The organism is Thiomonas arsenitoxydans, assembly GCF_000253115.1.
GTDB classification, from domain to species: domain Bacteria; phylum Pseudomonadota; class Gammaproteobacteria; order Burkholderiales; family Burkholderiaceae_C; genus Thiomonas; species Thiomonas arsenitoxydans.
This window is the reverse complement of the sequence record NC_014145.1, coordinates 2645643-2663111: the sequence shown is the minus strand read 5'-3', so window position 1 is coordinate 2663111 and position 17469 is coordinate 2645643. Positions and strand designations below refer to the sequence as shown.

General features: G+C 64.4%; 16 protein-coding genes. All 16 read left to right on the top strand.

Annotated elements, in window-relative coordinates:
* Positions 1 to 51 precede the first annotated feature (51 nt).
* The 16 genes from leuC to THI_RS12350 all read left to right on the top strand — a co-directional run bounded on the left by leuC (position 52) and on the right by THI_RS12350 (position 17461).
* Positions 52 to 1455 carry a 3-isopropylmalate dehydratase large subunit gene (leuC, locus tag THI_RS12425; protein ID WP_013106605.1) on the top strand — a complete coding sequence of 468 codons (1404 nt, stop codon included), beginning with the start codon at positions 52 to 54 and terminating at the stop codon, positions 1453 to 1455.
* 27 nt (positions 1456 to 1482) lie between these two features.
* A complete protein-coding gene (locus THI_RS12420; RefSeq protein WP_013106604.1) occupies positions 1483 to 1620 on the top strand; it encodes an entericidin A/B family lipoprotein in 138 nt (45 codons plus the stop codon).
* Between the two features lie 34 nt (positions 1621 to 1654).
* A complete protein-coding gene (gene leuD, locus THI_RS12415; protein ID WP_013106603.1) occupies positions 1655 to 2302 on the top strand; it encodes a 3-isopropylmalate dehydratase small subunit in 648 nt (215 codons plus the stop codon).
* Positions 2303 to 2327: 25 nt separating this feature from the next.
* Positions 2328 to 3407: a 3-isopropylmalate dehydrogenase gene (gene leuB / locus THI_RS12410; RefSeq protein ID WP_013106602.1), complete on the top strand. Its 1080-nt coding sequence runs from the start codon at positions 2328 to 2330 to the stop codon at positions 3405 to 3407.
* Positions 3408 to 3445: 38 nt separating this feature from the next.
* Entirely contained in the window at positions 3446 to 4582 is a 1137-nt protein-coding gene (asd, locus tag THI_RS12405; RefSeq protein ID WP_013106601.1) for an aspartate-semialdehyde dehydrogenase, read from the top strand.
* 166 nt (positions 4583 to 4748) lie between these two features.
* Positions 4749 to 7451, top strand: coding sequence for a motility hub landmark protein FimV (locus THI_RS12400; RefSeq protein ID WP_013106600.1), 2703 nt, complete (start codon positions 4749 to 4751; stop codon positions 7449 to 7451).
* 55 nt (positions 7452 to 7506) lie between these two features.
* The gene (gene truA, locus THI_RS12395; protein ID WP_013106599.1) at positions 7507 to 8280 is read left to right on the top strand and encodes a tRNA pseudouridine(38-40) synthase TruA; all 774 of its coding nucleotides are present in this window, start codon (positions 7507 to 7509) and stop codon (positions 8278 to 8280) included.
* A 6-nt stretch (positions 8281 to 8286) separates the two neighbouring features.
* Positions 8287 to 8952 carry a phosphoribosylanthranilate isomerase gene (locus THI_RS12390; protein WP_013106598.1) on the top strand — a complete coding sequence of 222 codons (666 nt, stop codon included), beginning with the start codon at positions 8287 to 8289 and terminating at the stop codon, positions 8950 to 8952.
* A 50-nt stretch (positions 8953 to 9002) separates the two neighbouring features.
* Positions 9003 to 10238 (top strand): tryptophan synthase subunit beta, encoded by a 1236-nt coding sequence (trpB, locus tag THI_RS12385; protein WP_013106597.1) that lies wholly within the window; start codon positions 9003 to 9005, stop codon positions 10236 to 10238.
* 77 nt (positions 10239 to 10315) lie between these two features.
* Positions 10316 to 11113: a tryptophan synthase subunit alpha gene (gene trpA / locus THI_RS12380; protein WP_013106596.1), complete on the top strand. Its 798-nt coding sequence runs from the start codon at positions 10316 to 10318 to the stop codon at positions 11111 to 11113.
* A gap of 9 nt (positions 11114 to 11122) precedes the next feature.
* Positions 11123 to 11998, top strand: a complete 876-nt coding sequence (gene accD / locus THI_RS12375; RefSeq protein WP_013106595.1) for an acetyl-CoA carboxylase, carboxyltransferase subunit beta — start codon at positions 11123 to 11125, stop codon at positions 11996 to 11998.
* 50 nt (positions 11999 to 12048) lie between these two features.
* Positions 12049 to 13374: a bifunctional tetrahydrofolate synthase/dihydrofolate synthase gene (folC, locus tag THI_RS12370; protein WP_013106594.1), complete on the top strand. Its 1326-nt coding sequence runs from the start codon at positions 12049 to 12051 to the stop codon at positions 13372 to 13374.
* A complete protein-coding gene (locus THI_RS12365) occupies positions 13371 to 14219 on the top strand; it encodes an SPOR domain-containing protein (RefSeq protein ID WP_013106593.1) in 849 nt (282 codons plus the stop codon). The genes folC and THI_RS12365 overlap by 4 nt, the downstream gene beginning before the upstream one ends.
* Positions 14216 to 14707 carry a CvpA family protein gene (locus tag THI_RS12360; protein ID WP_013106592.1) on the top strand — a complete coding sequence of 164 codons (492 nt, stop codon included), beginning with the start codon at positions 14216 to 14218 and terminating at the stop codon, positions 14705 to 14707. Before THI_RS12365 ends, THI_RS12360 begins: the two co-directional genes overlap by 4 nt.
* 40 nt (positions 14708 to 14747) lie before the next feature.
* Positions 14748 to 16250 (top strand): amidophosphoribosyltransferase, encoded by a 1503-nt coding sequence (gene purF / locus THI_RS12355; RefSeq protein WP_013106591.1) that lies wholly within the window; start codon positions 14748 to 14750, stop codon positions 16248 to 16250.
* On the top strand, positions 16247 to 17461 hold the full coding sequence (locus tag THI_RS12350) for an O-succinylhomoserine sulfhydrylase (protein ID WP_013106590.1): 1215 nt from the start codon (positions 16247 to 16249) through the stop codon (positions 17459 to 17461). Before purF ends, THI_RS12350 begins: the two co-directional genes overlap by 4 nt.
* Positions 17462 to 17469: the final 8 nt, after the last annotated feature.

Genomic DNA, 17469 nt, shown 5'->3' with positions numbered 1-17469 from the left:
CCTTTCATGACAAGTCTTGCGCACACCGCGAACAAGACGCAGGAGATGCCGATGGGCCGAACGCTGTACGACAAATTGTGGGACGAGCATGTGGTGCGCACCGAAGAAGATGGCACCGCGCTGCTTTACATCGACCGCCATCTGGTGCATGAAGTCACCAGCCCGCAGGCCTTTGAAGGGCTGCAACTCGCGGGTCGCAAGGTCTGGCGGGTGAGCGCGAATCTGGCAGTGGCCGATCACAACGTGCCCACGACCGACCGCGCCGAGGGCATCTCCGATCCGATATCAAAGCTGCAGGTTGATACGCTCGACGCCAACTGCGCCGCCAATGGCATCACCGAGTTCCGCATGAACGACCGCCGCCAGGGCATCGTGCATGTCATCGGCCCGGAGCAGGGCGCCACCCTGCCCGGCATGACCGTGGTTTGCGGCGATTCGCACACCAGCACCCACGGCGCGTTCGGCGCGCTGGCCTTCGGCATCGGCACCAGTGAAGTCGAGCATGTGCTGGCCACGCAAACCCTGCTCGCGCCCAAGATGAAGAACCTGCTGGTGCGCATGGATGGGCCGCTGCCCGTGGGCTGCCGCGCCAAAGACATCGCGCTGGCCGTCATCGGCAAGATCGGCACTGCCGGGGGCACCGGCTACACCATCGAGTTCGGCGGCAGCACCATCGCCGCGCTCAGCATGGAAGGCCGCATGACGCTGTGCAATATGGCCATCGAAGCCGGCGCCCGCGCCGGGCTGGTGGCCGTGGACGACACGACCATCAACTATGTGCGCGGCCGTCCCTTCGCGCCCACCGGCGTGGCCTGGGACATGGCAGTGCAATATTGGCGCGGCCTGCATTCCGACGCCGACGCGAAGTTCGACCGCGTGGTCACGCTCGACGCCCGCGAACTCGTGCCGCAAGTCACTTGGGGCACTTCGCCCGAAATGGTGCTGCCGATCGACGCCCGCGTGCCCGATCCCGACAAAGAAAAAGATGCCAACAAGCGCTCGGCGATGGAACGCGCACTGACCTATATGGGCCTGGAGCCGAACAAGGCGATTACAGATATCCGCATCGACAAGGTGTTCATCGGCTCCTGCACCAATTCGCGCATCGAAGACCTGCGCGATGCGGCGCAGGTGCTGGCCGGGCGGCATATCGCCGCGAATGTGCGGCAGGCGCTGGTGGTGCCGGGCTCGGGGTTGGTGAGGGCGCAGGCCGAAGCCGAAGGGCTGGACAAGATTTTCAAGGCCGCCGGTTTCGAATGGCGCGAGCCCGGCTGCTCCATGTGTCTGGCGATGAACGCCGACCGCCTGGAGCCGGGCGAGCGCTGCGCCTCCACCTCCAATCGCAATTTCGAAGGTCGGCAGGGGGCGGGCGGTCGAACCCATCTGGTTAGTCCGGCGATGGCCGCGGCCGCGGCAGTTGCCGGTCATTTTGTCGATGTGCGCAAGCTGTCATGATTTGCGCTACTTTTTCAGGAGATTGAAATGAAACCTCTGCTGTCCATTCTTTTGCTTGCCGCCACGCTGCTATCCCTGACCGCTTGCAATACCGTGGCTGGCGTGGGCCAGGACCTCAAGGCAGGTGGTCAGGCCATCACCAACGCGGCTGATAAGTCGAAATAACACCCCGAACGCCGCGGCAACGCGGAAAGACACCATGGAAAAATTCGTCGTCCACAAGGGACTGGTCGCGCCAATGGATCGCGACAACGTCGATACCGACGCCATCATTCCCAAGCAGTTCCTGAAGTCGATCCGTCGCAGCGGCTTCGGCCCGAATCTGTTTGACGAGTGGCGTTATCTCGATCACGGCGAACCGGGGCAAGACCCTGCCACGCGCAAACCCAACCCCGACTTCGCGCTCAACCAGCCGCGCTATGCGGGGGCGAGCATTCTGCTCACGCGCGACAACTTCGGTTGCGGTTCGTCCCGCGAACATGCGCCCTGGGCATTGCAGCAATACGGCTTTCGCGCCCTGATCGCCAGCAGCTACGCCGACATTTTCTACAACAACTGCTTCAAGAACGGCGTGCTGCCGATTGTGTTGTCGAAAGCGCAGGTGGCCCGGCTGTTCGACGAACTCTATGGTTTCGTCGGCTACACGCTCACCATCGATCTGCCGCGGCAAGTGGTGGTCAAGCCCGATGGCAGCGAGCTGGCTTTCGAGGTGGGTGACTTCCGCAAGCACTGCCTGATCAACGGGCTCGACGACATCGGCCTCACCCTCGGCCATGCGCAAGAGATCCGCGCCTATGAGGCCCAGCGCCTGGCGCGCATGCCCTGGCTCGACAACCGCATCCTTTAACGCAACCCCCACGCAACCCCCACACATGAAAATTGCCGTATTGCCCGGAGACGGAATCGGGCCCGAAATCATTGCCGAAGCCGTCAAGGTGCTCCAGCGCATTGCGCAAGACGGATTCGACTTCACCTTCGAATTCGCGCCGGTCGGTGGCGCGGCCTATGCCGCCAGCGGCCATCCGTTGCCCGAGGCCACCCTGAGTCTGGCCAAGTCGGCCGACGCGGTGCTGTTCGGCGCGGTGGGCGACTGGAAGTACGACACTCTGGAGCGGCACCTGCGCCCCGAACAGGCCATTTTGGGTTTGCGCAAAAACCTCGGCCTGTTCGCCAATCTGCGGCCAGCTATCCTCTACGCCGAGCTGGCCGATGCCTCCAGCCTGAAGCCCGAAGTGGTTTCAGGCCTGGACATTCTCATCGTGCGCGAACTGACCGGCGACATCTACTTCGGCCAGCCGCGCGGGCGCCGCACCGCGCCCGACGGCGCCTTCGTCGGCCAGCCCGAAGCCTTCGACACCATGCGCTACAGCCGCCCGGAAATCGAGCGCATTGCGCATGTGGCGTTCAAGGCGGCGCAGGGCCGCAACAAGCGACTGACCAGCGTGGACAAGGCCAATGTGCTGGAGACCTTCCAGTTCTGGAAAGACATCGTCACCGAAGTCGGCCAGCAATACCCGGACGTGCAGCTCGACCATATGTATGTGGACAACGCTGCGATGCAGCTCGTCAAGGCGCCGAAAAAATTCGACGTCATCGTCACCGGCAATATGTTCGGCGACATTCTCAGCGACGAGGCGTCGATGCTCACCGGCTCCATCGGCATGCTGCCGTCGGCGTCGCTGAACGAAAAGGGACAGGGCCTGTATGAGCCAAGCCACGGCAGCGCACCCGACATCGCCGGGCAAGGCATCGCCAATCCGCTGGCGACCATTCTCAGTGCGGCCATGATGCTGCGGCATTCGCTCGGATTGCCGGAGCAGGCCGACCGCATCGAGGCCGCCGTGCAGAAGGGGCTCGCGCAGGGCTTGCGCACACCCGACATTCACGCGCCGGGCACGCAAAAAGTCAGCACCGCGCAAATGGGCGACGCGGTGGTCACCGCGCTGGGTTGAGCGCAGCATTGGAAAGACAACACATAACGGAACGGATGATGGCAACGACTTTGGTGGGTTTGGTGGGATGGCGCGGCATGGTGGGTTCCGTGCTGATGCAACGTATGCGCCAAGAGGGCGATTTCGACCTGATCGAACCGCTGTTCTTCAGCACCAGCAACGCGGGCGGCAAGGCCCCGGCGGAAGCGAAAAACGAAACCACGCTGCAGGACGCGCATGACTTGGAGCAACTGCGCCGCTGCGACATCATCCTCACCGCGCAAGGCGGCGACTACACCTCGGCGGTGTTCGACAAGCTGCGCGCCTCCGGCTGGAGGGGGCACTGGATCGACGCCGCCTCCACCCTGCGCATGCGCGACGACTGCGTCATCATTCTCGACCCGGTCAACCGCCCCGTCATCGATGCGGCGATGAGCAAGGGCGGCAACAACTGGATCGGCGGCAACTGCACCGTGAGCTGCATGCTCATGGGCGTGGGCGCGCTTTACAAGGCCGGACTGGTGGAGTGGATGACCAGCATGACCTATCAGGCAGCCTCGGGCGGCGGCGCGCAGCACATGCGCGAATTGCTCACGCAGTTCGGCACGCTCAACGCGTCGGTGCGGGCGCTGCTGGACGACCCGGCTTCGGCCATTCTGGCCATCGACCGCGATGTGCTGGCCCGGCAAAAGGCGCTCGACGCCGCGCAGACCCAGCACTTCGGTGTGCCCTTGGCCGGCAATCTGATTCCCTGGATCGACAAGGACCTGGGCAATGGCGTGTCGCGCGAAGAGTGGAAGGGCGGGGCGGAGACCAACAAGATCCTCGGGCAGGGCGCCGGGTTCGGCTCGCCTGCAGTGCCGGTCGATGGTTTTTGCGTGCGCGTCGGCGCCATGCGCTGCCACAGTCAGGCGCTGACCTTCAAGCTCAAGAAAGACGTTCCGCTCGACGAGATTGAAGACATGATCGCGGCCGATAACGACTGGGTTCGGGTCGTCCCCAACGAGCGCGAAGCGACCATGCAGCAACTCACCCCGGTGGCGGTGACCGGCACGATGCAGATCCCGGTGGGGCGGCTACGCAAGCTGGCCATGGGGCCAGACTATCTGGGCGCGTTCACCGTGGGCGACCAATTGTTGTGGGGCGCGGCCGAGCCGCTGCGTCGCATGCTGCGCATTCTGCTTGAGCGTCGTTGACTGCCGGGTTTGCACGGCAAGTCAGCCGAAATCGCCGGAATGCCACAGTCGCCGGGCTTGCATCGGCCTGTCTTGGCGCATCAACTTGTCAGCCTAATTTGTTGATGATATGGTGAAATTTGACGCAATTTAGTTCTGCAGCCGCAGAGAAATTCGCGCATTCGACATGATCAAAAATTGGGGGGCAGCCGACATGCTGCGACAGAACACTCGACGTCTGGCCCTGGCAATTGCCTTGGGCGCAACTGCTGGTCAGGCCTATGCATTCGGCCTCGGGGGTATCAAGGTGCAGTCCGCCTTGGGCCAGCCCCTGAGGGCGGAAATCGACATTACCCAGATCAGCGCTGACGAGGCGTCTTCACTGCAGGTGGGCGTTGCGCCGCCCGATGCGTTTCAGGCCGCCAAGCTGCATTACAGCAGTGCGCTGTCGGGCGTGCGGATCAAGCTTGAGCGCAGCCCGGAAGGCCGCGCCTACCTGCGCGTCACGTCCAACAGCCCGATCAACGAACCCTTTCTCGATCTGTTGATCCGTGCGCAGTGGGCCAATGGCCAGTTGAGCCGCGATTACACCCTGCTGCTCGATCCGCCCAATTTCCAGAGCGCTCCCACACCGACTCAGGTGCCGGTTCAGACTGCCGCACCGTCGCCCGCGCCCGCCATGCCGGTGGCACCCTCGGTGTCGAATGCCGCTAATGCAGCCAATATCCCGACCCCGGCGATGCCGGTTGCGCCCGCGCTGCAAACGCCGCCGTCTTCGGTGAATGCGAAAAAATCGTCCACCAAGTCCGCTGCGGCTCCCGGCCAGTATGTGGTCAAGCGGGGCGACACCCTGAGCAAAATCGCCAACGCATCGGGTGTGCAGTCCGTCTCGCTCGACCAGATGCTCACGGCCATTTATCGCGCCAACCAGTCGGCCTTCATCGACGGAAACATCAATCTGGTGAAGACGGGCAGCGTGCTGCAAATGCCCACCGCTGAACAGGCGCAGGCTGTTTCGCAGCCCGAAGCGCGCCGTTTCGTTCTGGCTCAGAGCGAGAGTTTCAACGCCTACCGCCGTCGTCTGGCAGAAATGGGCGGGCAGGCCAAGCCGCAGTCGCAGCGCGAGGTGACGGGCAAAGTCCAAGCCCAGGTACAGGAGCCTGCTGCCGCGGGCGCGCAGGCTGAAAGCAAGCTCAAATTGAGCAAGGCCGAGGTGGCTGGCACGCAGAAGGCCCAGCAGATCGCCGACAAGAAGCAGGAAGCGCTCGACGAACAGAAGATCAAGCAGTTGCAAAAAAATGTCGACGAACTCAGCGCGCTGTCCAAGCAGGCGCAGACCGTCGCAGCGGCCAAACCGCAAGCCGCCGCACCTGCGGCAACCGTGGCCCCCGTGGCAAGTAAGGCTGCCGCGGCGCTGACCGTACCGGTGAAGAGCCCCGTGCCCGCGCCGGTGGTTGCTGCCTCGGCATCTGCGAAACCGGCCGAGGCACCCAGCGCGGCAGCCGCTGCCGTCGCAACCGCTTCGGCGGCGCATGCCGCATCGGCTGCCACATCGGCGTCGGCGCCTGTGGCCGCTTCGGCTCCCGCATCCGCCCCTGCGCCCGCGCCGGTGGCGAAGCCTGTGCCCCCGAAGGTCGTCAAGCCCGCCCCTGTCGAGCAGGAGAGTTTCTTCAGCAGTCTGCTTTCAAACCCCTTGCTGTTGCCCGTGGGCGGCGCTTTGGTGATTCTGCTGCTGTTGCTCGCCTGGCTGGCGCAGCGCAAGAAGGCGGCAAAGTCTCAGCGCGACGTGTCGGTCTTCGATAGTCGCATGAGTGTGGCCGACAGCTTTTTTGGCGGCACGGGTGGCGAGCGCGTCGATACGCGCAATGGCAATATGAGCTCCACCTTCTCCTCCAGCCAGCTCGACACCAATGACGTCGATCCGGTGGCCGAGGCTGATGTGTATCTGGCCTACGGCCGCGATCTGCAGGCCGAAGAAATCCTCAAGGAGGCCGTCAAGACCAATCCCGACCGTCTGGCAGCGCGGCTCAAACTGCTGGAAATCTATGCCAAACGCAAGGATTCCCGCTCCTTCGAAGTGGGCGCCGCAGAACTCTTTGCGTTGACGCAGGGCGTGGGCGAAGACTGGAAACGCGCTCAGGATCTCGGTCGCAGTCTCGACCCGGTCAACCCGCTGTATCACAACACCGTGCTCCCCAGCACGTTGGGTGCGCCGTCGACCATGCCGCAGACAGAGTTCCCGGTGGCCACCCCCACCGCTTTGGCTGCGCTGACTCCGCAAACCTTACCCAGCACCGAAATGCTTTCGGGCGTGGAAACGGCCGCGGCCAAGACGCCGATGCCCGAGCATCTGGACCTGGATCTGAGCTTGCCGATGGGCGAACCGGCTTCAGCAGCGGCGACTGCGTCAGCCGCCGTTCCTTCTCTGCCCGAAATCGAGGTGCCCTCGGCATTCTCCAGCGCGCCGCCGACCCCCGAAAAAGAGCCCGGCAAAGCTGCGGATGCTGATTTCCTATTGTCGGGCGGCCTGGACTTCAATATGCCGTCCGATTTTGGCGCGCCCGCCTCGACGCTCGGCGCCGCTGAGACTGCCGCTGAGACCACGAAGGCTGCCGCACATGACAACGCGCTTGAGTTCGATCTGAGCAGCATTTCCCTGCAGGACAACGAAGTCAAATCGCTCGAGGAATCGCACACCGAACCGCCCAAGCTGGAGCCGCAGTTCAGCGAGTCCAGGCCCTCGCTCGATCTCCGCCTGGAACTCGCGGCAGAAAGCATGGCCATCGGCGATAACGAGTCGGCGCGCAACCTGCTGGGTGAGGTGATTGCCGAAGGCGACCCGCAACTTAAGAAACGTGCGCAGGATATGCTGGACAAGATTGGCCGCTGATTCGTCCTCTGCCTCCTCCGGCCCGCAAGTCGGGCGTCCTCTGCTCCGAGTCGCGTTGGGCCTGAGTTACGGAGGTACCTCGTACTGCGGCTGGCAGAGTCAGCCGGGCGGCTGCGGTGTGCAGGACTTTCTGGAGCGGGCGCTCGCGCAGTTTCTGGGCTTTCCGACTCGCACCGTCTGCGCCGGACGCACCGACGCCGGGGTGCATGCCCTCGGCCAGGTGGTGCACCTCGATACGCCTTTGCAGCGTGAGCCGTCCTCCTGGGTGCGCGGGGTCAATGCCTTTCTGCCGCGCGACATGGCGGTGCAATGGGCACGAACCGATCTGCCACAGACTTTTGACGCCCGCCGCAGTGCCTACCAACGCCGGTATCGCTATGTGCTGCGCAACCATCCCGTGCGCCCGGCGCTCGATTTCGCGAAGGTGGGCTGGACGCATCGCCCACTCGATCTCGACCTTTTGCGCCTTGCTGCGCAGTGCCTGCTCGGTGAGCATGATTTCAGCGCATTTCGCTCCAGCGAATGCCAGGCGCTGAGCCCGGTCAAGACGCTGCATGCGATTGAGATTGCGCGTCATGGTCACACCCTGGTGCTCGACCTGCGTGCCAACGCCTTCTTGCACCACATGGTGCGCAATATCGTGGGTAGCCTGCTGGCCGTGGGCAATGGCTCCAAGCCGGTGAGTTGGCTCGCCGAAGTTCTGGCCAGCCGCGACCGCCGCCTGGCGGCGCCGACCTTCATGCCCGACGGGCTTTATTTCCTCGGCCCGGATTACCCGGCAGAATTCAACCTTCCCTCGCCACCCACTCAGATCGGCCTGACGATCTGATCTCCGATGTCCGAAACGCCGCCCCCGCTGTCGCTCTCGCCCGCCCCGCGCCACCGAACCCGCATCAAAATCTGCGGCATTACCCGGGTGGAAGACGCGCAGGCAGCCGCGAGCAGCGGCGCAGATGCCATCGGTCTGGTGTTTTATCCGCCCAGCCCGCGCAACGTGAGCGTCGCGCAGGCGCGTGACATCGCGTTCAGCCTGCCGCCTTTTGTCTCGGTCGTCGCCCTGTTTGTGAATGCCGCGCCGGACCTTGTCGAAGAGGTGATCGACCAGATTCGTCCCGCGCTGTTGCAGTTCCACGGCGATGAAACCCCGCAAGACTGTACCCGCTATCGCCACCCCTACATTCGAGCGGCGCGCATGCGAGAAGGGCTGGATTTGTTAGACTTTGCCTCTCGTTTTTCCACATCACACGCCCTCGTTCTGGACACGGATCAGCCCGGATACGGCGGGGGCGGCGAGGTTTTCGATTGGTCACGCATTCCCGCAAACGTCGCGCTTCCCCTCGTTTTGTCTGGTGGGTTGCATGCTGCAAATGTGACGCATGCCATCCGGCAGGTGCGCCCGTGGGCGGTTGACGTCAGTTCCGGCGTCGAAGCGTCCAAGGGCATCAAGAGCGCGCAGCGCATCGCCGAGTTCATCACCGCGGTTCGCGCTGCAGACCTGTAGATGATCGCGCCCGGGCTCAGCTTCCGCCCGGCGCCAGACGAGACCCCACCATGTTTGACTATGCCTATCCCGACGCCAGCGGCCATTTCGGCCCCTACGGCGGCAGCTTCATTGCCGAAACCCTGAGCCACGCGCTGGAAGAACTCCAGGCGGCTTACGACCATTACAAAAACGACCCGCAGTTCCTGGCCGAATACCGCTACGAACTCAAGCACTTCGTCGGCCGTCCCAGCCCGGTTTATCACGCCGCTCGCCTGAGCAACAAACTCGGGGGCGCGCGCATTTACCTCAAGCGCGAAGACCTCAATCACACCGGCGCGCACAAAATCAACAACACCATCGGCCAGGCCATGCTGGCCCGCCGCATGGGCAAACCGCGCGTCATCGCCGAAACCGGCGCGGGACAGCACGGCGTGGCTACGGCCACTATTGCCGCACGTTATGGCATGGAATGCGTGGTGTATATGGGCAGCGAAGACGTCAAGCGCCAATCGCCCAATGTCTATCGCATGAATCTGCTGGGCGCGCGCGTGGTGCCGGTCGAATCGGGCAGCAAGACGCTCAAGGATGCGCTCAATGAAGCGTTGCGCGACTGGGTCACGCATGTCGAAGACACCTTCTACATCATCGGCACCGTCGCGGGGCCGCATCCCTACCCGCAAATGGTGCGCGATTTCCAGCGGGTCATCGGCGACGAATGCCTGGAGCAGATGCCCGAGATGACCGGCCGCCAGCCCGATGCGGTGATCGCCGCCGTGGGCGGGGGCAGCAATGCCATGGGCATTTTCTATCCCTACATTCCCCATGAATCGGTGCGGCTCATCGGGGTTGAAGCCGCCGGTCTGGGGCTGGACACGGGCAAGCATGCCGCCTCGCTTTCTGCAGGCACGCCGGGCGTGCTGCACGGTAACCGCACCTATCTGCTGCAGGACGCCAACGGACAGATCATCGAAACGCATTCCGTATCCGCTGGGCTCGACTACCCTGGTGTCGGCCCCGAGCATGCCTGGCTCAAAGATCTCGGGCGAGCCGAGTACGTCGGCATTACCGACGACGAGGCTCTGGCAGCCTTCCACGAACTGTGCCGCATCGAGGGCATCATCCCGGCACTGGAATCCAGCCACGCACTGGCGCATGCCATCAAGTTGGCGCCGCAAATGCGTCCTGACCAGATCATTCTGGTCAATCTCTCGGGGCGCGGCGACAAAGACATCAACACCGTGGCCGAGCGCGAAGGCGTGAACTTCGACACCCTGTTCGCCCGCCAGCCTGGAGCCACAAAATGAAACAGCCCCCTGACTCGCTGCGCTCATCTCCCCTCGAGGGGGTGTCGGTTCCTTCGGGGCGGCCGGGCGGAACCGACATGAACCGCATCGACCAACGATTCGCCCAGCTTCGCGCCCAGAATCGCAAGGCGCTCATTCCCTACATCGCCGCAGGCGACCCTGCGCCTTCAGTCACCGTCGAGGTGATGCACGCCCTGGTGCAGGGCGGGGCCGATGTGATTGAACTCGGCGTACCGTTTTCCGATCCCATGGCCGACGGCCCGGTGATACAGCGCGCCACCGAGCGGGCCATTGCAAAAGGCATCGGGCTGCCCCAGGTGCTCGATTTCGTGCGCGATTTCCGCCAGACCGATACCGTCACCCCCGTGGTGCTGATGGGTTACGCCAACCCGGTGGAGCGCTACGGCGTGGAGGCCTTTGTGGCTGCGGCCAAGGCTGCGGGCGTGGATGGCGTGCTCATCGTCGATTACCCGCCCGCGGAAAGCGAGACGTTTGCCGCGGCGCTCAAGGCCGCAGACATCGCCCCCATTTTTCTGCTCGCCCCCACCAGCACGGACGCGCGTATGGCCGACGTGGGCCGTATCGCCAGCGGCTATGTGTATTACGTCTCGCTCAAGGGCGTGACCGGCGCGGGCCATCTCGACACTTCAGCCGTGGCGGCCATGCTGCCCCGCATCCGCGCTCATGTGCAGGTGCCCGTGGGAGTAGGATTCGGCATTCGCGATGCGCAGACTGCGCGCGCGATCGGCCAGCTGGCCGATGCCGTTGTCATTGGTTCGCGACTGATCGAATTGATGGAGGCGCAGCCCGCAGAACAGGCGGCAGAGGTTGCGCGCGGCTTCATCCAAGACATTCGCCAGGCGCTCGACGCTTAAGGAGACCCTATGAGTTGGCTGGAAAAGCTCCTCCCTCCCAAAATTCAACAGACCAGCCCGCAGGATCGGCGCCAGGTGCCCGAAGGCCTGTGGATCAAGTGCCCGTCGTGCGAAACGGTGCTCTACAAATCGGATCTGGAGCTCAACCAGAACGTCTGTCCGAAGTGCGGCCACCACCTGCGCATCGGTGCACGGGCGCGGCTCGACGCGTTGCTTGATCCCGAAGGCCGGTACGAGATCGGTCAGGAAGTGCTGCCCATCGATCCGCTGAAATTCAAGGACAGCCGCAAATATCCCGATCGCCTCAAGGAGGCGCTGGAAAACACCCAGGAGACCGACGCGCTGATCGTCATGGGCGGCGCCATCCAGACCCTGCCGGTGGTGGTGGCCTGTTTCGAGTTCGAGTTCATGGGCGGCTCCATGGGCTCCGTGGTCGGCGAGCGTTTCGTGCGCGGGGTGCAGGCGGCCATCGAGCAGAAGGTGCCTTTCATTTGTTTTACCGCCACGGGCGGCGCACGCATGCAGGAAGGCTTGCTCAGCCTGATGCAGATGGCCAAGACCAATGCCGCGCTCACCCGACTGTCCGCAGCCGGGCTGCCGTTCATCAGCGTACTCACCGACCCGACTATGGGCGGGGTGTCTGCCAGTTTTGCCTTCATCGGCGATGTGGTGCTGGCCGAACCCAAGGCGCTGATCGGTTTTGCCGGCCCGCGGGTGATCGAGAACACCGTGCGCGAAAAGCTGCCCGAGGGTTTCCAGCGCGCTGAGTTTCTGCTGCAAAAGGGCGCGGTTGACCGTATCGTTGACCGCCGTGAACTGCGCGGCGAACTCGCGCAAATGCTGGCCATGCTGCTGCGTCAGCCTGCCGACGCGATCGCTTCCTGATTTCCTCAGACTTTCCCGTCGTTCGCAGCCGCGGGCGACGGGCTTTGCGTATGTCTCCCACACCCCACACTCTGGACGGCTGGCTAGCGCACGCCGAGTTGCTGCATGCCCGCGTGATCGACCTGGGGCTTGAGCGCGTGCAGGCGGTGCGCGCGGCCATGCAGTTGCAATTCACCTGCCCGGTCATCACCGTGGCGGGCACCAATGGCAAGGGCTCGACCTGCGCCATGCTCGAAGCCATTCTCATGGCGGCGGGCTACCGCGTGGGCGTCTACAACTCGCCGCATCTGGTGCATTTCGAGGAACGCTGCCGCATCGCAGGGCAGACGGTGAATGCGCAGGACTTGTTGCCGCATTTCGCCGCTGTCGAGCAGGCCCGGCTGACCGCAGGCGTGGGCGCCGCGGCGGTGAGTTTGAGCTATTTCGAGTTCACCACCCTGGCCATACTGTCGCTGCTCGCCAGTCAGCGGCTCGACGCCGTCATTCTCGAAGTCGGGCTGGGCGGGCGGCTCGATGCGGTGAACATCATCGACACCGACTGCGCCATCATCACCAGCATCGACCTCGATCACATGGAGTTTCTCGGTCCGGATCGGGAGTCCATCGGCCGCGAGAAGGCGGGCATCATGCGGGCCGCGAAGCCCGCCATCGTCAGCGACCCGCAGGCGCCGCAGTCGGTGCAGGATCACGCCGAGGACATCGGCGCCGATCTCTGGCTGGCCGGACGCGACTTTCACTACACCCACCTGCCGCAGCAATGGGGCTGGCAGGGGCGCGCGCAGCGTCGGCACAGCCTGGCGTTTCCGGCGCTGCGCGGCGCCAATCAGCTGCTCAACGCCAGCGGCGTGCTCGCCGCGCTGGAGGCCTTGCAGGCCGCCCTGCCGGTGGCGGCGCAGGCGGTGCGCGAAGGGTTTGCGCGAGCGGAGCTGCCCGGGCGCTTTCAGGTGCTGGCGGGTCAGCCCACGCTGGTGCTCGATGTGGGCCACAACCCGCACGCCATCGCCGTGCTGGCGGAAAACCTCGACAGCATGGGCTACTTTCCCGTCACCCACGCGGTGTTTGGCGCCATGGCCGACAAAGACATCCCCGGCATGTTGCGCCGCATGTTGCCGCTGATCGACGTCTGGCATCTTTGCGACTTGCCGACGCCGCGAGCCGCGTCGGCAAAAGAGCTGGCGGCTCACCTGCTCGCCTTGAAGCCAGACGCCCGCATCGCCCAGCATCCCGACCCCTTGCAGGCGCTGCGCGCCGCGGCGGCTGCCGTGGAGCTGACCGATAGAATCGTGGTGTTCGGCTCCTTCTACACCGTGGGCGGTGTGATGCAGGAGGGGCTGCCCCGACTTCACGGCAAGCATCTCGTTTCCTCCCCGCAATGACCTTTGGCGCTCCCCGTAATTCCGCCCGTCGCTCCTCCAGAGGCGATGACTCCGGTTCGCAAAGCCAGGACAGTCTGCGAGCGCGCGCGCGTCGGCGTCTGATCGGCGCAGTGGCGCTGGTGCTGCTCGGGGTGATCGTGTTTCCGCTGGTGTTCGACTCCAAGCCCAAACCGGTGCCGTCGAACATCGCGCTTGATATTCCCTCGCAGAGCAAGGCGCCGGGCCTGGCGGTGCCCGCTTCCGCGCCCATGCTGCCCGCGGCGTCCAGCGTGGCCGTGCCCTCGGGCGAACGCGCGGCCGTGGCGCATGCGGCGAGCGCGGTGGCCGCGGCCACCGCGCCAGTTCCACCCGAGCCGGTGGTGGCCTCGAAACCGGCGCCCCAGCCAATACCCGCAGCACCCAAACCCAGTCCGGTGCAGCAGGCGGAGCCGGTTGTCCCCCCGCCAGCACCCAAGCCACCCGCCCCGACACCCGAGCAGGCACGGCAACTGGCCAGTGCGCGCCAGGCCCTTGCGGCGCTCGAAGGCAAATCGCCCGACCAGATTTCCACCGCGCAGGCCGAGGCGGCGCTGGCGAATAAACAGCACGCGACGCAGGAAGACGCAGCCCCCTCGAAGGCGCGATTTGTGGTGCAGGCTGGCGCGTTTGCCGACGCGCATGCCGCCCAGTCCGTGCGGGCCAAAATTGAAAAAGCCGGATTCAAGACCTATACCCAGGTGGTCGATACCGCGCAGGGCAAGCGGGTTCGGGTGCGCATCGGCCCCTTTGCCACGCGCGATGAAGCCGAGCGGGCCTTGCACAAATTGCAGGCGCTGGGTCTCAGCGGTGCGGTGCTGACGCTGTGAGTCCTCTGGACTGGTTCCTGCTCGTCGTCATGGGTTTGAGCGTGCTGATCAGCTTGTTGCGCGGCGCCGTGTATGAAATCGTCACCTTGCTGGGTTGGATCGGGGGCGTCTGGTTTGCGGCGCACTTCGCGCCCAGCCTGGGTGCAAGGTATTTGCAGGCCATCGACAATATCTATATGCGCCTGTTGGCGGCCTATGCGATGTGTTTCATCGTGGTGGTGCTGAGCGCGGGCATACTCGCCTCGGTGCTGCGTTTGCTGTTGCGTGCAAGCGGACTGGGTATTTTTGACCGCAGCATGGGCGCGCTGATCGGTCTGGTGAAGGGCGCGGCGTTGTCGTTGTTGCTCGTCGCCCTTGGCGCGCAGACGGCGCTGGCGCAGAGCGCGATGTGGAAAACGGCGGTGCTCATTCCGCCGGCGCAGTCTTTGTTGCTGGTCATTCGCCCTTGGCTGCCCGCCGCTTTCGTCACCCATTTGCCGCAAGGCTGAAATGTTTGGCTCTCCCCTCGTTTCCTGAAAGACCACTCCCATGTGCGGCATCGTCGGCGTCATTTCGCAGCAACCCGTGAACCAGCTTCTGTACGACGCGCTGCTGCTGTTGCAGCATCGGGGTCAGGACGCTGCGGGCATCGTCACCGGCTCGGGCTCCAAGCTCTATATGCACAAGGCGCGCGGCATGGTGCGCGATGTGTTTCGCACTCGCAATATGCGCGCGCTGCCGGGCGATTACGGTATCGGCCAGGTGCGCTATCCAACCGCGGGCAACGCCGAAAGCGAGGAGGAGGCGCAGCCGTTCTACGTCAATGCGCCGTTTGGTCTGGTGCTGGCGCACAACGGCAATTTGATCAACGCGGTGGCGCTCAAGCGCGAGCTGTTCACTAACGATCACCGTCACATCAACACCGAGTCGGACACCGAGGTGCTGATCAACGTGCTGGCGCACGAGATCGAGCGCCGCACCCACGGGTTGCCGCTCTCAGTCGACGATATTTTCGCCGCGGTGCGCGCGGTGCACCTTCGCTTGCGCGGTTCATACGCCGTAGTGGCGCTGATTGCCGGGCACGGCCTGCTGGCTTTTCGCGATCCCTTCGGCATTCGCCCCTTGTGCTTCGGTACGGCGGGCGAGAGCGGTGAGGTGATGGTGGCGAGCGAGTCGGTCGCGCTGGAAGGCACGGGCTACAAGTTCGAGCGCGACATCGCGCCGGGCGAGGCGATTTTTGTCGATCTGCAAGGCCGGTTGCACAGCGAGCAGTGCGCGGCCGAGCCGCAGCGCAATCCCTGCATCTTCGAGTACGTTTATCTGGCCCGCCCAGACTCTGCGCTCGACGGCGTGTCGGTCTACCGCGCCCGTTTGCGCATGGGCGAAACGCTGGCGCAGCGGGTGATCTCGGTGCTGCCGCCCAGCGAGATCGATGTGGTCATTCCCATACCCGAATCCAGTCGGCCGTCGGCCATGCAACTCGCGCACAGGCTGGGTCGGCCGTACCGCGAAGGTTTCGTCAAGAACCGTTATGTGGGGCGAACCTTCATCATGCCCGGACAGGCGGTACGCAAGAAGTCGGTGCGGCAAAAACTCAACGCCATCGGCCAGGAATTCGCCGGTCGCAACGTGCTGCTGGTGGATGACTCCATCGTGCGCGGCACCACTTCGCGCGAAATCGTGCAGATGGCGCGTGAGGCCGGGGCGCGCAAGGTGTATCTGGCGTCTGCCGCACCGCCGGTGCGCTATCCCAACATCTACGGCATCGACATGCCCACGGCCTCGGAGCTGGTGGCGCACAACCGCAGTGTCGAGGAAATCCGCCAGATCATCGGCGCCGATGTGCTGATCTACCAGGATCTCGACGCCATGAAGCGGGTGATCCGCGAGATCAACCCCGAGATCGTCGAGTTTGAGGCGTCGTGTTTCGACGGCTGCTACATCGCCGGCACCTTGCCGCCCGATGAAGGCAAGAACCGGGGCGAAGGCGTGGCACCCAACACCGGCCGGCTCAGCCTGCAAGGGGCCGAGGAGCAGGGGCAGCTGTCATGACCGGGCAAGACCGAAGCGCCCCTGACCTCGCGCTCGATACGCTGGCCGTGCGCGAGGCCTTGCCGCGTTCGCAATACGGCGAGAACAGCGAGGCGCTGTTCCTGACCAGCAGCTTCGTGCATCCCGATGCGGCGACCGCGGCCGCCCGTTTTGCCGGGGAGCAGGACGGTTTTGTCTATTCGCGTTTTTCCAATCCCACTGTCTCCAGCTACGAGCAGCGGCTTGCCGCGCTCGAAGGGGCGGAAGGCTGCATGGCCACGGGCAGTGGCATGGCCGCCATTTTGCTGCTGGCGATGGCGCTGCTCAAGGCGGGCGATCATGTGATCTGCTCACAAGGGGTGTTCGGCTCCACGATCAATCTGTTCGGTCGCGAACTGGCCCGCTTCGGCGTGGAGACCACGTTCGTTTCGCAAACCGACGTGACGCAATGGGCGGCGGCCCTGCGGCCCAATACCCGGCTGCTGTTTGCCGAAACGCCGTCCAACCCGCTGACCGAGGTCTGCGACATCGCCGCGTTGGCGGATCTGGCGCACGACGCTGGCGCCCAACTGGTGGTGGACAACTGCTTTTGTTCACCGGCCTTGCAGCGTCCCCTCGATTTCGGCGCCAACTGGGTGATTCATTCCGGCACCAAATACCTCGACGGACAGGGGCGAGTGATCGCAGGCGCCGTGTGCGGCAAAGCCGCGCCGATCCACGACAAGCTGCTGCCCGTGCAGCGCACCATTGGCCTGTCGCTCTCGCCCTTCAATGCCTGGGTGGTGCTCAAGGGCATGGAAACCCTGGGCGTGCGCATGATGGCGCATAGCGCTGCTGCGCTCGCCATGGCGCAATGGCTGCAGGCGCAGCCTGCTATCGGCCGGGTGTTCTATCCCGGCCTCGATACCCATCCGCAGCATGCGTTGGCCATGCGTCAGCAAAAGACCGGGGGTGCCGTGCTGTCGTTCGAGCTCAAGGCCGACAATGCGCAACAGGCCAAAGCACGGGCCTTTCAACTCATCGACCACACCCGCATTTGCTCCATCACCGCCAATCTGGGCGACACCAAGACCACCATCACCCACCCGGCGACGACCACGCATGGCCGCCTGAGCGAAGCGCAGCGGCAGGCCGCAGGCATCGGCCAGGGGCTGATCCGCCTGGCCGTGGGATTGGAAGATGTGGGTGATCTTCAGCGCGATCTCAGCCGGGGTCTGCAGATCCTGAGCTGAGCGCGTCT

Bases quoted from the DNA above. Each gene is read 5' to 3' on its own strand.
- leuC (WP_013106605.1), top strand. From the start codon at position 52: ATGGGCCGAACGCTGTACGACAAATTGTGGGACGAGCATGTGGTGCGC.
- THI_RS12420 (WP_013106604.1), top strand. From the start codon at position 1,483: ATGAAACCTCTGCTGTCCATTCTTTTGCTTGCCGCCACGCTGCTATCC.
- leuD (WP_013106603.1), top strand. From the start codon at position 1,655: ATGGAAAAATTCGTCGTCCACAAGGGACTGGTCGCGCCAATGGATCGC.
- leuB (WP_013106602.1), top strand. From the start codon at position 2,328: ATGAAAATTGCCGTATTGCCCGGAGACGGAATCGGGCCCGAAATCATT.
- asd (WP_013106601.1), top strand. From the start codon at position 3,446: ATGGCAACGACTTTGGTGGGTTTGGTGGGATGGCGCGGCATGGTGGGT.
- THI_RS12400 (WP_013106600.1), top strand. From the start codon at position 4,749: ATGATCAAAAATTGGGGGGCAGCCGACATGCTGCGACAGAACACTCGA.
- THI_RS12390 (WP_013106598.1), top strand. From the start codon at position 8,287: ATGTCCGAAACGCCGCCCCCGCTGTCGCTCTCGCCCGCCCCGCGCCAC.
- trpB (WP_013106597.1), top strand. From the start codon at position 9,003: ATGTTTGACTATGCCTATCCCGACGCCAGCGGCCATTTCGGCCCCTAC.
- trpA (WP_013106596.1), top strand. From the start codon at position 10,316: ATGAACCGCATCGACCAACGATTCGCCCAGCTTCGCGCCCAGAATCGC.
- accD (WP_013106595.1), top strand. From the start codon at position 11,123: ATGAGTTGGCTGGAAAAGCTCCTCCCTCCCAAAATTCAACAGACCAGC.
- folC (WP_013106594.1), top strand. From the start codon at position 12,049: ATGTCTCCCACACCCCACACTCTGGACGGCTGGCTAGCGCACGCCGAG.
- THI_RS12365 (WP_013106593.1), top strand. From the start codon at position 13,371: ATGACCTTTGGCGCTCCCCGTAATTCCGCCCGTCGCTCCTCCAGAGGC.
- purF (WP_013106591.1), top strand. From the start codon at position 14,748: ATGTGCGGCATCGTCGGCGTCATTTCGCAGCAACCCGTGAACCAGCTT.
- THI_RS12350 (WP_013106590.1), top strand. From the start codon at position 16,247: ATGACCGGGCAAGACCGAAGCGCCCCTGACCTCGCGCTCGATACGCTG.